This window comes from Streptomyces sp. NPDC001843, assembly GCF_042891955.1.
Taxonomy (GTDB): domain Bacteria; phylum Actinomycetota; class Actinomycetes; order Streptomycetales; family Streptomycetaceae; genus Streptomyces.
This window is the reverse complement of record NZ_JBIATQ010000002.1, coordinates 637,810-651,269: the sequence shown is the minus strand read 5'-3', so window position 1 is coordinate 651,269 and position 13,460 is coordinate 637,810. Positions and strand designations below refer to the sequence as shown.

Here is a 13,460-nt window from a genome sequence, read left to right as displayed (position 1 = left end):
CTGACAACGACGCCCCTCACCTCTTCGCCCACTCGCAGGCGGCCCGCGCGACGGCCCCGAGCTCTCCGAGAATGTGAGTGCGCGGGGCCGTCCGGTCCGTTCAGTTCTTGCCGGTGAGCCTCCAGATCTGGTTCTTCTTGGAGCTCAGTGCGCTCGCGGGGTCGCAGGTCCACTGGTGGATCTTCGCCCCCGCGGTGGTGGAGACGTTGCTGACGTCGACGCACTTGCCGCTGTGGACGGCGACCAGCTGGTAGTCCTGGCTGCTGCCGAGCGCGGTGACTGGGTTGAGGGTGAACTGCTGGTTCGTGGCGCCGTTGCAGGTGTACTGGATGACTGCGGCACCGTCCGCGGCGGACGCGCCGGAGACGTCGAGGCACTTGCCGCTGAGCTCGTTCACCACCGTGTACGTGTTGGTCCTGCCGCTCACCGGCTTGAGGTCGAGCATCTGCTGGTAGCCGCCCTCGCAGTAGTACTGCTGGTACTGCGTGCCGTTGGCGGTGCTGAGGTTGGTGTCGTCCAGGCACTGGCCGCTGTTCTCACTGACCGCGACGGTGGAGACGGTCGTGTTGGACGGCGGGAGGAGAGTGATGGTGTAGCCGTCCTTCGCGCTCGTCCACGGGAGGGAGACCGAGGCGGCGTTGTTGCTGACCGTCAGGGTGGTGTCCGAGATGGTCGTCGGGCCGGTGACGGCGGCGCCGCTGTTGTACGGGACGCGCTGGACGACGGCGCGGACCTGGCTGTTCTCCACCACCGACGTGGTGTTCAGGCCGGTCAGGTTGACGGTGACCGTGCCGGTGTTGCCGCTGCTGCCGAGCAGCACCTTGGCGTTCTTGGCGGTGTTGTCCTTGGTCGCCAGGCCGTCGGTACCGGTGCCGGGCGTGAGTTTGACGATGTTGCCGGTCTGCGAGCCGTAGTAGCGGTACATGAACCACTCCCCCAGCGGCAGGTACTGGCCGGCGCTGTTCTTGGTGAGCAGGTTCGCCTCGTAGTCGTGCAGGTTGGTGCCGGACGCCCAGTTGCCGCGCAGTCCGTCGGCGCCGGCCCGCTCCAGCCGGCCGATGAACCAGGCGCCGCCGCCCGGGGACTGCATGGACAGCGTCGCGTACTCGTTGATCTGGTACGCCCGGGTGTTGGTCAGGCCCGCGGCGGCGAGGGTGGAGTCGGCCCGGCCGACGTCGATCGCCGGGTCGCCGGGCTCGTCGTGCCAGCTGTAGATGTCCGGGGCGACGTTGTTGGCCTTGACGTAGTTCAGGTAGGTGGTCCACCAGGTGTTGGAGGAGTTCGGCTGACCGGCGATGCTGGGGCCGACGATGAGCTGGGAGGGGAAGGCGGCGCGCACCTTGGCGTAGAAACGCGACCACATCTGCAGGTACTGCGTCTGCGAGGGCTTCCAGAAGCCGCTGCCGTCGGGCTCGTTCCACAGGTCCCATTCGACGGTCATGTTGTTGGCCTTGACATCGCTGATGAGCTGGGTGACGAAGTTGTCGAACTGCGTCCAGTCACCGTTGTCCCCCGGCCAGCCCTGGCTCGTGGTGCCGTCCGCACCCCACAGGTCGTGGGGCAGCAGGACGAAGGTGCCGCCGAGGGTGGTGGTGCGCTTGTACTGGGCCAGGGTGGAGGCCCATCGGGTCTGGTAGTCGGCGAGGCTGGTGGCGTAGCCGCCGCTGTTGAGCTGTGCGCCTCCGGCCCGCATGAAGTGCCACTTGATGTCCTTGAAGAAGTGGTCCTGCGGGAGTGAGCCGTCCGGCGTCAGCCCGTAGATCATGCCCGAGGCGTGGTACGCCGGGGCGCCTCCGGCGGTGGCGAAGTCGACGGTGACACCGGTGTCGGCGGCCTGCGACGGGGTGGCGGGCAGCAGCGTGGTGGCCAGTGCTGCCGCGAGCGCTGCGAGACACGACGCTGCTCGGCGTCCCGTGCGGTTTCGCGTTCTGAGGAGTGTCCGGGACGGGCTCATGTGCGGCTCCTTGATGACTGGCGGTGGACGTGTGCTTCGGCGAGGAGGAGGTAGCTGCTGGCGGTCCAGGTGTAGGCGCGGTCGCGCAGGCCGGTGCCGGTGAGGGCGTCGAAGTTCTCGGCGAAGCCGTTGGTCTCGCACAGGGCGCGGAAACGGGCGCTGATGTCGTCCGCGAGACGCTGGTGGCCGGCGCGGCGCAGGCCGTCCTCGATGAGAATCGTGGCGGGGGCCCAGATGGGACCGCGCCAGTAGCCGTCGGAGAGGTAGAGCGGTGAGTTGGGGTGTTCGGTTGCCAGGCCGTGCGGGGTCAGGTGGGCTTCGATGCGGTCGGCCAGTACGGCGCTGATGTCCTCGGGCAGGTACTCGCCCAGCGCGATGGGCATCAGGTCGAGGAGGCCGGCACTGCTCCAGGTGTCCGAGCCGTCGGCCGAGCGGGCGACGAACCGGTCGCCGGTCCACAGCGTTTCCAGCATCGCCGCCTGCGTGGCTTCGGCCGTTCGCGTCCACCGGCGGGTGTCGTCCGGCTTCCCCAACTCGTTCGCCACGTCGGCGAGTACACGCAGTTGCAGGGTGAGGAAGGCGGCCAGGTCGGCGGTGACGGCGACGCGTTCGGGGTCGAAGGTGGTGGCGTTGTCCCAGCCGCTGTCGTTGCCGTGCTGGTAGTGGGGCAGGGCGGCGCCGGGTGTACGCCGTGCGGTGAGCCAGAAGTCCGTCCAGCGCGCCAGCCGGTCGTAGGCGTCGGCCAGTTGGGTCCGGCCGAGGGGTTCGGGGAGCCGCTCGCGAAGGTGCCACAGGGCCCAGCCGTGGATGGGGGGTTTGACGAAGTTGTACAGGACCTCGGAGTGCGTGACCGAGTCGGGCAGGGCTCCCGCCTCGTCCTGGTGGTCGAAGGGCAGTGAGAACTGGTCCCAGGCGAGGCCGGGGGATCCGCAGGCCAGGGCGAGGGCGTTGAAGCAGTGATCCCAGCTCCAGACCTTGTCCATCCAGTGTTTGGACATCAGCACCGCGTGACGGGTGACCAGGCCGGCCGGGCGTACGGTGGCGGACCACACCACATAGGCGGCGAGTTCGGCCGCCGGTGTGCCGGCCGAACGCCACGGGGCGACGGCGTCGACGAACCCGGCGAACGAGCGCCGCGCGGCCTCCATGACCTCGCCGAAGGACGTCGAAGGGCGGTAGGGCCGTCGCGCACTGTCGAGTTCCTCTACCGCGATCTCCCACGATCCGTCGGCTTCGGCGGTGACCGTGAGGCCGCGGTCACCGGCGCCCAGGGCCTGGACGCCGGACACCTCGGCGACCGTGCCGGACAGCACGGTGATCCGGTAGCGGCGGCCGGTCTCGTAGGAGGTGAACGTGTGGGTGCCGTCCACCGGGTCACGGTAGAAGTAGGTTCCGCTGAAGGGGGTGAGGGTCTGCGCCGCCGCGGTGACACGGAGGCCCAGCCCTTGGCCCCGCGCGCGTACGGTGTCCGGTGACTCGTAGGCGAGGTCGATGCGGCCGTCCGCGCCGGTCCAGCGAAGCAGGCTGGGTGTCGCCCGCACGACGGTTTCCGCCCGCTCGCCCGTCACCGCGTCGAGGGGGACGAGGCGCAGGACGGCGTGCATGCCGTTCTGGTGCGAGACCAGGTGGAGGTCCTCGGCGCGCGTCTTCTCCGCCAGCACGGGAGAGATGCCGAACCAGGATCCGTACGTGCTGAACGGGATGTCGTGGACGGAGAAGGCCGGGCCGGGCGGGGCAGCGGTCATGAAGGCGGCACTCATTTCTTGGGCGGAGTGTTCGGCGGTCTGCCGGTCGGGGTCACCGGTGCTCGCGCGACGGCTCGTCAACGGCGCCGCCGCGTCCGGGCGCTCCGGTGTCAGTCCTTGACGGCTCCGGCGGACACGCCGGCGGCGACGTAGCGCTGGGCGAGTACGAGGATGACCGCGGCCGGCAGCGAGGCCACTACGGCGGTGGCCATGATGGCGTTCCACTCCTGGTTGTTGTTGCCGATGTAGTGGTAGATGCCGAGGGTGATCGGTTCATGCGCACCGCCGTTGACCAGGGTGCTGGCGAAGACGAAGTCGGACCACGACCACAGGAACGCGAACAGGGACACTGTGACGACGGCGTTGCGGCTCATGGGCAGCACGATCGACCGGAAGGTACGCCAGGTTCCGGCGCCGTCCATCGTGGCGGCCTGGAGCAGTTCGCCGGGGATGCCCGACATGAAGGCGGTGAAGATCAGCACCGCGAAGGGAACGGCCAGGGTGGAGTCGGCGACGATCAGGCCGGGCACGGACTGGAGCAGGCCGAGGCTGAGGTAGATGGCGTAGAAGCCCATCGCCATGATGATGCCGGGGATCATCTGGGCGGCCAGCAGGGCGAAGCTGAGGATGCCACCGCCGCGCGGACGGAGCTTGGCCAGGGCGTAGCCGGCGGGCGCGGCCAGGGCGACGGTCAGGACGACCGTGCCCAGGGCGACGACGAGGCTGGTGCCGAGGTAGGGCAGTTGCTCGTCGAGGACGGTGCGGTAGCCGGTCAGGGTGCCGTGCATCGGCAGCAGGTCCGGTGGGCTCTTGCGCATGTCCTGGTCGCGGGTGAAGGACACGTTGATCATCCAGTAGACCGGGAACAGCATGACCGCGGTCAGCAGGACGCCTGCGGTCGTTTTCCCCCACGCACGGCGACGACGGTTCAGGACCCATGGCGAACTCGTCATGACAGCGCCTGCCTCCGCTGGGCCCGGACGTGGATCAGGCCGAAGACCAGGGCCGCGACCACGAGCAGGTTCCCGACGGCCGCGCCGGGGCCGAAGGCGGGGAGCAGGTTGCCGAAGCCGAGCCGGTACGACCAGGTGGCGAAGGTGGTCGACGAGTCCGCCGGACCGCCCTTGGTCATGATCCAGATGATGTCGAAGACCTTGAGCGTGTAGACCAGGCCGAGGAGCAGCGTGATGGCGGACACCGGGCGCAGCAGCGGGAAGGTGATGCGCCAGAAGCGGTGCCAGGCGTTCGCTCCGTCGAGAGCGGCCGCCTCGTACAGGCTCGCGGGGATGGACTGCAGGCCGCTGTAGAGCACGACCAGGTTGAACGGGACGCCGATCCAGATGTTCGCGATGATCACCGAGGCCAGTGACCACGACGGTGACGTCAGCCAGTTCACCGGGTCGATGCCCAGGATGTGCAGGGCGGCGTTGACGATCCCGGAGTCGCTGTTGAGCATCCACGACCAGGTGGACGCCGAGACGATCAGCGGCAGCAGCCACGGCACCAGGAACAGGGCTCGCAGCGTGGCCGACAGCCGGAAGTGCTGGTTGAAGAAGACCGCGAGTGCCAGGCCGATGGCGTACTGGAAGAGCAGGCACACGGCCGTGAACACCACGGTGTGCAGCAGCGCCGGCGCGAAGGTCGGGTCGTCGAAGACGGTCCGGTAGTTCTTCAGGCCCGTGAAGGGCGCGTTGCCCTGGACGAAGGAGCGGACGGTGTAGTTGCGCAGGCTGAGATCGATGTTCCGGTAGAGCGGATAGGCGTAGAAGAGGACGAGGTAGAGGGTCACCGGGGCGAGGAATCCCCAGGCGGCCCACTGCGGCGAGGTCGGACGGCGCCGTGCTCGCGCGTGTGCCGGGGAAGGGGCGGCGGTGACCGCCCCGTCCCGGGCAGGCGCGGACCGGCGGTCCGGCAGTTGTGTCGTGTGGTTCATCTGCGGACCGGACACTTCCTGGCTACTTGGCGGCCGACTGGGCCTTGGTGAACGCGTCCTTGGGTGACTCGGCCCCGCTGAGGGCGGACTGGACGGCCTTCCACATCTGCTCGGAGATCTTCGGGTACTTGGTGCCCAGGTCGTCACTGGTGCGTCCCTTGGCCGACTTGACCGCGTCCACCCAGGGCTTCAGCTTGGGGTTCGCCGCGACCTGCTTGTCCTGGACCTCGCTGGTGGGGGCCACGTAGGACAGGGTGGTGTCGGTGTCGTACAGGTTCTGGGTGCTGGTCAGGCAGGTCGCCAGCTTCTGGGAGGTGGCGTAGCGGCCCGTGTCGCCCTGGACGGGGATGGTGACGAACTCGCCACCGGTGGGGGCCGCGGCGGTCCCGCCCGAGGCGCCGGGGACGGGCAGGACGCCGTAGTCGAATCCGGCCTTCTCGGCGTTGGCGAGCTGCCAGGTGCCGTTCTCCGCGAAGGCGTAGTCGCCGCTGGCGAACTCCTGCCAGCTGGTCGTCTGGGTGTTGTTGAGCACCGAGTTGGGGGCGTAGCCCTTCTTCAGCCAGTTCTTCCACAGCGACAGCGCCGAAACACCCTCGGGCGAGTCGAGCTCGGTCAGCTTCGCGCCCGCTCCCCAGAACCACGGCAGGAACTGGAAGCTGCCCTCCTCCGTGCCGATCGCGGAGAAGGTGATGCCCTTCTTGCCCGCCTTCTTCACCTTCGCCAACGCCGCCGTCAGCGACTTCCAGTCCTTGATCGAGGCGACGTCCACACCGGCCGTCTTGAGGACCTTCTTGTTGTAGTAGAGGGCGAGGGTGTTGGCACCGATGGGCGTTCCGTACGTCTTCCCGCCCGACTGTCCGGCCGCGAGGAGGTTGGGGTCCACGTTCGAGGTGTCCAGCTTGTTGTCCCCGGTCGTGGTGAGCACTCCCGCCTCGGCCAGGGTCGACACCACGGGGTTGTCGACGATGAGGACGTCCGCGGAGTTGTCCTGCTGCGCGGCCAGGAGTGCCTTGTTGGCCAGGTCGCTGGTGTCGAAGGCGGTCCGCTTGATCTTCACCCCGGCCTTGGTGCCGCACTCGTCCAGCAGCTTCGCCCAGGCCGAGGTCTTGTCGAACTGCGGGTACGGGTCCCAGATCGTGTACGTGCCGCTGCCGGCGCCCTTGCTGTCGGTGCTGCCCGATCCGGACGAGCAGGCGGTGCCGACGACGGCGACGACGGTCGAGACGGCCACGGCGGCGAGGAGCCGTCTGGAGGAGCTGTGCATGGCAGGTCCTTCGTTCTTGGCACGGAGGTGCCGTGGGAGGGGTGACGTGGGGGAAGCGGGCACACCGAACGGCGGCGGGGGCTGGGTGCCCGTGCAGGGAGGAAGAGGGAGAAGGGGGATCTGGACGTTGATGTGCGGTCAGGAGGGCGGTGCCTGGACGGCAGGGTTGCCGCCGGCGGGCCCGGTGCTGGCCCGCAACGAGATCGGTGGCGTGAGGAGATGGTGCCGGGGGGAGGCGCCGGGACGGCCGAGCCGTTCGACGAGCAGGTCGACGGCTCGGCGGCCCATCTCCTCCGCCGGCACGTCGGCCGCGGTGAGCTGCGGGGTCACCGTCTCCGCCCATCTGCCGGCCACGACTCCGGTGACGGAGAAGTCGCGCGGCACATGGCGGTCCGCCTGGGCGAGCCCGCGGTAGATGCCGCCCAGGGCGGCCTCGTTCAGGGTGACCAGGGCCGTGGTGGCCGGGTCGTCGTGCAGAATCCGCTCCACACAGAGCTGGCCGGACGCGGCGTCGTCCCCGCAGCAGTACGTCCGCACCGTCAGCCCGCGCTCGGCCGCGGCCTTGGTGAAGCCCTCGAGTCCCCGGTGCGCGGACTCGTACCCCGCCTGCAGGAGCTGCTCGGGCCGGTTGACGAAGGCGACCCTGGTGTGACCGAGGTCCGCGAGGTGGTGAACGCAGGCCGCCACCAGCGCGGTGTGATCCAGGCCGACCCACCAGCCGCCCTCCGGGTGGGCCGTGCGGCCGATGGCGACGGAGGGGAAATCCAGCTCGGCCAGGTGGTCGACCCGGTCGTCCTCCAGCCTGATCTCCATCAGGATCGCGCCGTCGACCCGCCGCTCCCCCAGCAGCCGCTGGAACGAACGGTCACTGTCCACGCCGCTCGGCGACAGCAGGACGTCGTAGTCGTGCGCCGCTGCGGCCTCCACGACACTGCCGATGAAATCCAGTTGCATTCCGGTGTAGTGGTTCCCGGCCGGCGGGAAGACCAGACCGATGGTGCTGGTCCGCCCGTTGGCCAGGGCCCGGGCGCTCGCGTTGGGCCGGTAACCCAGCTCGTCGATGACCCGCTGGATCTTCCGGCGGGTGTCCTCGGACACGGGCCGCTTGCCGCTGAGCGCGTACGACACGGTGCTCCGCGAGACACCAGCTCGCTTGGCGATCTCACCGATGTTCACGAGCACTCCTTGGTGTGAGTGGTCGAAGCGGTTCGACTTTGGCATGCAGTTGATGAGGTGCCCACCATCGAACCGGTTCGCGTGCAGTGAAATTAGGAGCTACCAGGGCGGGTGTCAACGGCTCGCACCGAATTTTTCGTGTGGCCGGGAAACGTCACGGGGTGCTGGCGAGGGGCCCGGCCCGCCCGGGTTCGCCCTGCCCACCGACAGGCCAGGTGCGGGCATCGGCACGACGGCGAGCTTTGAACGCGCCCGGAACTGTGGCTTCCACCACGGCGCATCCGGTCTTGTCCTGGTGAGATCGCCGGATGCTCGGTTTACTCCTCCGTCTTCTGCCGTTCTGGGTCCGTGAGCCCCTGCTCATCGCGGTCGGGTCCGTTCTCGGCGTACGCATCCTGTATCTCGCCGTCCGCGATCACGACCGGGTCGCGGCCGGTCTCGGCGCAGTGTTCCTCGTGTTCACCGCGATACGCGTCCACACGGTGGTGCGGGCCCTGCGCGCACGCCGGAACCCGAGTCCGGCGGCCTCCGCAGAGGGGGCGGCTGTCGATGCCGTCACCCTGTCCGCGGGGGCCGCAGCCGGGCCGCGACCCGGCCCGCACACCACGGAGAAGGAACCCAACGCGTGGGGCCAGGCCGTCGCTGCCGTGGCCGTGTTCGGGGCCCTCGCGGGGGTGCTGTGGGTCGCCCCGCACGTGATGTCGTCCGACGACAGCACCGCTCAGCCCGCCTCGTGTTCGGACGGGGAACACGAGGAGCTGCCGAAGGTCTACGAGAAAGCCCCCCAGCCCGTGACCGGCGAGGAGCTGTGCAAGGCGCTCAACCGGCCGGACCTGGCCGAGCTCCTCGGCACGCCCGAAGAGACCGCGACCGACGCTTCCGGCACCAGCAACACCGCTCCCCTGACTGATGGGAAGGTCGCCCAGCCGGAGGCCGAGGTCAGCTTCGAGACGTACACCGTGCATGTCTCGGCCACGTACAACGGGCTGTCGACCGACCGGTACGGGAAACTGATGAGGACCGGCGACGAAAGGAACGTCAAGACACTCACGGTTCTCGGCCGGCCGGCGGTCTTCTCCTCCGACCACACCATGAAGTTCGAGATCGATCTCGGGAGTGGCGGATCCGGCGGACCTGTCGAACAAGGTCCCCTGGCCAGGACGCTGTCCGTGGCCCTCGACCGTCATGACCGGGGCGGCTACTACGACATCACCGTGTGGAGCACGTCCGGAGCCCTCCCCGACGACAGCGTTCTCCTCGACATCGCCGAGAAGGTTCTTCCGACGATCCCCGGACGGGCTGTGCGTTGAGACGCCGAGAACTTCTCGGCGCGAAGAGAGCTCCGGTCACCGCGGGCACGGACGCCAGTGCCGAGCAGGCAACGGTCATGCGGCGCCGTGCGGTGGTCCCGGCCAGACAGCCGAGGCGTCGTCACGTTCCGGTGAGGGAATGCGCACCGGGCGGACCGGCACCGCCCGGGTACGGTCCTCGCTCAGCACCGTCCAGGGCACGGGATGGCCGGAGTAGCAGGTGCCGGTCAGCACGAAGACGCCGTCGGCGTACACCTCCACGTACTCGCCCACGGTGAGGATGCGCAGAGCGTGGGCCGGCTCGGTCAACCGGGTTTCCGTGATGCGCGTTCCGCCGGGACCCGCGACCCAGATGTCCACGCCGTCGTAACCGACAGTGAGGGCCGGGCGGCCACCGTCCGGCCGTTCCGCGCGCAGAGCGACCTCCACGGGGCCCGAGACGGTGAGGTCGCCGACCGCGTGCAGCGCAGCCTGGCCGCCCGGCTCTCCGAGCCAGCGGTCCAGTCCAGGCCACCATTCCAGGCGCGGTGCCCCGTGTGCGGGCGTGACCAGGAGCTTCGGCTGGGCGAGCATGCCGCGGCAGGGGGCGCCGTCGTCGGTCAGGCCGACGCGGCGGGGTGCCGTGTGCAGGACGACACGGGAACCGTCGGGTGCGCCGATGACCCGAGGGGCATAGGAGCCTGTAGGGCCCAGGGGGCCTCGGCGGGTCCAGGGGCCGCGCAGCCGTGGCGCGGTCCATGCCTCGAAGCCGCGGGTGGCGCCGATGGAACCCAGCAGCAGCCAACTGCCGTCGGCCAGCCGTTCGAGCACCGGGCACTCCAGTTCGTCGACGTCTCCGGGCGCGATGAGCGGGGGGTGGACCGTCCAGTGCTCCAGATCGTCGGAGGTCGCCCAGGCGACGCAGCCGCCGGCATCCACCGGGAGTGAGGCGTCGCTGGCGCAGACCACCATCACCCAGCCGTCCGACTCGTCGTCGGGTACGACGAACGGATCGCGCCAGCCCATGCGTTCACCGGTGCGGTACCAGCGCGAGTCGGCTTCGGCCACCGGGCCGGTGCCGTGGCGCCGCCAGCCGGTGCCGTCGGTGCGGGCGGAGTACGCGAGGCCGACGGACTGCAGGGGCCAGCCGCCCGGGGTGAGGCCGCGGACGCCGGTGTAGAACATCGCCATGCCGCCGCCGTACCGGATGGGATGCATGGTCCACACGGCCTGCTGGTCGAAGCGGCCGGGCAGGCCGTTGCCGAAGGCGGCGCCCTGCGGCTGCCAGCCGACCAGGTCGGAGGAGGTGGCGCGGCCGTACGACGTCTCCATCCGCAGGTGGTCGAACTCGTCCGTCCACGGGCCCTGCAGATGCAGCACCACGTATGTGTCGTCGTCGTCGCGGAGCAGAGCGAAGTCGTTCACGCAGAGGCCGGGCGGGGCGTATCGCATGCGCACTTCCTGTCGGCTGGGCAGCGCTCAAACGCGTGCGCTGTTCAAAGGTACTGAACGTCTCGGTTGAGAATCGGCCCAAGTAAATCTGAACGCAAACGCTTGCGCAACGACGTGGCCGGGTCTACGGTCACGTCACCCACAGACAGCACCGAGGTGAGAACAACGGGAGGTAGTGCGCCTTGACGGTCAGCATCACCGACGTCGCCCGCGCCGCCGGCGTCTCCGCGTCCACCGTGTCCCGCGCGCTGCGCGGCAGGCCGGGCGTGTCGGACGAGGTACGGGCCCAGATCACGGCCGTCGCCGCCTCGCTCGGCTACACCGCCTCCCGGTCGGCCTCCAGCCTGGCCAGCGGCCGTACCTTCACCATCGGCGTGATCGCGCCCTACATCGGCCGCTGGTTCTTCGGTACGGTGCTGGACGCCGCCGAGAAGGAACTCAGCGCCGCCGGCTACGACGTCCTGCTCTACAACCTCGGGACGCCGGAGACACGCAAGCGTTTCTTCACCAAGCTGCCCGTGCGCAAGCGGGTGGACGCGGTGCTGTCCCTGCTCATCCCCGACGAGGACGAGGCCGCGGTGCTGCGCTCGCTGGGGGTGCCCCTGGCGACGACCGTGGGCGGCCCCCGGGACGGCTTCACCGTTGTCGGCATCGACGACCACGCCGGTGCCACCAGCGCCGTACGGCACCTGGTCAACCTCGGTCACCGCCGGATCGGCATGATCTCAGGAGCCAGTGAGCCGCTGCACTGGACAACCCCCGTCGAGCGCCGTCAGGCGTTCCTGGACGTCCTGACCGACGCCGGTATCGCTCACGACCCGGCGCTGGAGGCGGACGGGGGCTACACGGTCGACGGCGGCGAGCGGGCCATGACCGAGCTGCTGAGTGTGTCCCGGCCGCCGACAGCCGTGTTCGCCCAGTCCGACGAGATGGCTATGGGCGCGCTGCGCGCACTGCGCCGACACCGGCTGAAGGTTCCGGACGACGTGTCCGTCGTCGGTTTCGACGACCACGAACTGGCCGAGGTGATCGGGCTGACGACCGTCGCCCAGCCCGTCTCGGGCCAGGGAACGCAGGCCGCCCGGCTGCTGCTCCGGCAACTCGAAGACCCCGGCACCGCACCGGACGGCCACGTGCAGATGCCCATCCGGCTGGTGCTCCGCGACACCACCGCCCCGCCCCGCCCCCGCGGTCCCCAGTGATCCGCGGCGCTCCCCCACACCCGTTCCGTCACCACCACCCTCATCTGACACTGACGCACGTACGGAGGCAGCCCCCTATGAACGCCGGACGCAGAAGGTTCCGTCACGCGGCCTGTACGGGCCTGGCCCTCGCCCTGCCCCTGGCGGCACTGGCCGCCTGCGGCGGGAGCGGAGGTGCCGAGGCCTCCGCCGAGGCCGGCAGCGGAAAGGGCACCATCCGGGTCTGGGCGCACCAGGGGCAGAAGAGCGAGGACGCCGCGCTGCAGAACGCGGTGAAGTCCTTCAACTCGGCGCAGAAGGACATCAAGGTCCAGCTGAGGCTCATACCGGCCAACGACTACACCAAGACCATCACCGCCACGGATGCCTCCCAGCTGCCGGACGTGCTGGAGTTCGACGGCCCGACCATGGCGAACTTCGTCTACAACAAGAAGCTGGCCCCGCTGGACTCCTACGTCTCCCAGGGCACCCTTGCCAACGCCACCGATGCCAACAAGGCCCAGGGGGCGATCGGCGGCAAGCACTACGGCCTGGGCATGTACGACTCCGGGCTGGGCGTCTACGGCAACAAGAAGCTGCTGGACGCCGCCGGAGTGAAGTACCCCACGGGTCTGTCCGACGACTGGACCGCCGCACAGTTCACCGCCGCCCTCAAAGCGCTCAAGGCCAAGGACGCCGACGGCAAGGTCCTCGACATCCAGGAGGGCAACGGCCTGGCCACCGAGTGGGGCACGTACGGCTTCGCGCCGGTCGTCTGGTCCGCCGGCGGCGCCCTCCTCAAGGACGGCAAGGCGTCCGGTGCCCTCGACGGACCGGCGGCGGTCTCGGCGCTGAAGACCTTCCAGTCCTGGAAGCCCTACGTCGACGCCAACACCGACGGCAACGCCTTCGCCAAGCGGAGGGTCGCGCTCAGCTGGGTCGGCCACTGGATGTACCCCGCCTACAGCGCCGCCCTCGGCAAGGACATGGTGGTCCTGCCCCTGCCCGACTTCGGCAACGGCCCCAAGACGGGGCAGGGTTCCTGGGCCTGGGGCATCGGCGCCGACACCAAGAACGCCAAGGCCGCCGGCGCCTTCCTCGACGCACTCCTCGACGACGCCAACGTGAAGGCCATGACCAGTGCCAACGGCGCACCGCCCGCCACCAGGAGCGCGCTCGCCAAGAGCCCCCTGTACAGGAAGGGCGGCCCGCTCCAGCTGTTCGCGGAGCAGCTCGCCAAACCCTGCGGTGATACGCGCATCACCAAGTCCTGCGTCGCCGTCACCCGGCCGCTGACCGCCGGATACCCCACCGTGACCGCCCAGTTCAGCGAGGCCCTCAACTCCGTCTACGGCGGCGCCGACCCGAAGGACGCCCTGTCCAAGGCCGCCCGTGCCATCGACCGGGACTTCTCCGACAACGCCGGCTACCAGATCCCGTAAGAGCGCATCGGTGGGGGGCGGGAC

At 69.5% G+C, this 13,460-nt stretch carries 10 protein-coding genes; 3 read left to right on the top strand and 7 right to left on the bottom strand.

Features of this window, described 5'->3' with window-relative positions; all coding sequences use genetic code 11:
• Positions 1–100 precede the first annotated feature (100 nt).
• The 6 genes from ACFYZQ_RS08285 to ACFYZQ_RS08260 all read right to left on the bottom strand — a co-directional run bounded on the left by ACFYZQ_RS08285 (position 101) and on the right by ACFYZQ_RS08260 (position 8,072).
• Positions 101–1,954 carry an RICIN domain-containing protein gene (locus ACFYZQ_RS08285; RefSeq protein ID WP_389143102.1) on the bottom strand — a complete coding sequence of 618 codons (1,854 nt, stop codon included), beginning with the start codon at positions 1,952–1,954 and terminating at the stop codon, positions 101–103.
• Complete coding sequence (locus ACFYZQ_RS08280; protein ID WP_389143099.1) at positions 1,951–3,699, bottom strand: amylo-alpha-1,6-glucosidase; 1,749 nt, start codon at positions 3,697–3,699, stop codon at positions 1,951–1,953. Before ACFYZQ_RS08280 ends, ACFYZQ_RS08285 begins: the two co-directional genes overlap by 4 nt.
• 110 nt (positions 3,700–3,809) lie before the next feature.
• On the bottom strand, positions 3,810–4,652 hold the full coding sequence (locus ACFYZQ_RS08275) for a carbohydrate ABC transporter permease (RefSeq protein WP_389143096.1): 843 nt from the start codon (positions 4,650–4,652) through the stop codon (positions 3,810–3,812).
• Positions 4,649–5,632: a carbohydrate ABC transporter permease gene (locus tag ACFYZQ_RS08270; protein WP_389143094.1), complete on the bottom strand. Its 984-nt coding sequence runs from the start codon at positions 5,630–5,632 to the stop codon at positions 4,649–4,651. The genes ACFYZQ_RS08275 and ACFYZQ_RS08270 overlap by 4 nt, the downstream gene beginning before the upstream one ends.
• Before the next feature lie 22 nt (positions 5,633–5,654).
• Positions 5,655–6,896 (bottom strand): extracellular solute-binding protein, encoded by a 1,242-nt coding sequence (locus tag ACFYZQ_RS08265; RefSeq protein WP_389143091.1) that lies wholly within the window; start codon positions 6,894–6,896, stop codon positions 5,655–5,657.
• Between the two features lie 138 nt (positions 6,897–7,034).
• Entirely contained in the window at positions 7,035–8,072 is a 1,038-nt protein-coding gene (locus ACFYZQ_RS08260) for a LacI family DNA-binding transcriptional regulator (protein WP_389143088.1), read from the bottom strand.
• A gap of 308 nt (positions 8,073–8,380) precedes the next feature.
• Between ACFYZQ_RS08260 and ACFYZQ_RS08255 the strand changes: the two genes are divergently transcribed.
• On the top strand, positions 8,381–9,382 hold the full coding sequence (locus ACFYZQ_RS08255; RefSeq protein WP_389143085.1) for a DUF6215 domain-containing protein: 1,002 nt from the start codon (positions 8,381–8,383) through the stop codon (positions 9,380–9,382).
• Between the two features lie 75 nt (positions 9,383–9,457).
• Here the strand turns inward: ACFYZQ_RS08255 and ACFYZQ_RS08250 are convergent, their stop codons facing one another.
• Positions 9,458–10,813, bottom strand: a complete 1,356-nt coding sequence (locus ACFYZQ_RS08250) for a mucin-1 (protein WP_389143083.1) — start codon at positions 10,811–10,813, stop codon at positions 9,458–9,460.
• A gap of 182 nt (positions 10,814–10,995) precedes the next feature.
• Here ACFYZQ_RS08250 and ACFYZQ_RS08245 point away from each other — a divergent pair, with 182 nt between their 5' ends.
• Positions 10,996–12,015, top strand: a complete 1,020-nt coding sequence (locus tag ACFYZQ_RS08245; RefSeq protein ID WP_389143081.1) for a LacI family DNA-binding transcriptional regulator — start codon at positions 10,996–10,998, stop codon at positions 12,013–12,015.
• Positions 12,016–12,092: 77 nt separating this feature from the next.
• Positions 12,093–13,436, top strand: coding sequence for an ABC transporter substrate-binding protein (locus ACFYZQ_RS08240; RefSeq protein WP_389143078.1), 1,344 nt, complete (start codon positions 12,093–12,095; stop codon positions 13,434–13,436).
• The last annotated feature ends 24 nt before the right edge of the window (positions 13,437–13,460 follow it).

Coding starts and splice junctions, on each gene's coding strand:
- ACFYZQ_RS08280 (WP_389143099.1), bottom strand. CDS start 3,699: ATGACCGCTGCCCCGCCCGGCCCGGCCTTCTCCGTCCACGACATCCCG.
- ACFYZQ_RS08275 (WP_389143096.1), bottom strand. CDS start 4,652: ATGACGAGTTCGCCATGGGTCCTGAACCGTCGTCGCCGTGCGTGGGGG.
- ACFYZQ_RS08255 (WP_389143085.1), top strand. CDS start 8,381: ATGCTCGGTTTACTCCTCCGTCTTCTGCCGTTCTGGGTCCGTGAGCCC.
- ACFYZQ_RS08250 (WP_389143083.1), bottom strand. CDS start 10,813: ATGCGATACGCCCCGCCCGGCCTCTGCGTGAACGACTTCGCTCTGCTC.
- ACFYZQ_RS08270 (WP_389143094.1), bottom strand. CDS start 5,632: ATGAACCACACGACACAACTGCCGGACCGCCGGTCCGCGCCTGCCCGG.
- ACFYZQ_RS08240 (WP_389143078.1), top strand. CDS start 12,093: ATGAACGCCGGACGCAGAAGGTTCCGTCACGCGGCCTGTACGGGCCTG.
- ACFYZQ_RS08265 (WP_389143091.1), bottom strand. CDS start 6,896: ATGCACAGCTCCTCCAGACGGCTCCTCGCCGCCGTGGCCGTCTCGACC.
- ACFYZQ_RS08285 (WP_389143102.1), bottom strand. CDS start 1,954: ATGAGCCCGTCCCGGACACTCCTCAGAACGCGAAACCGCACGGGACGC.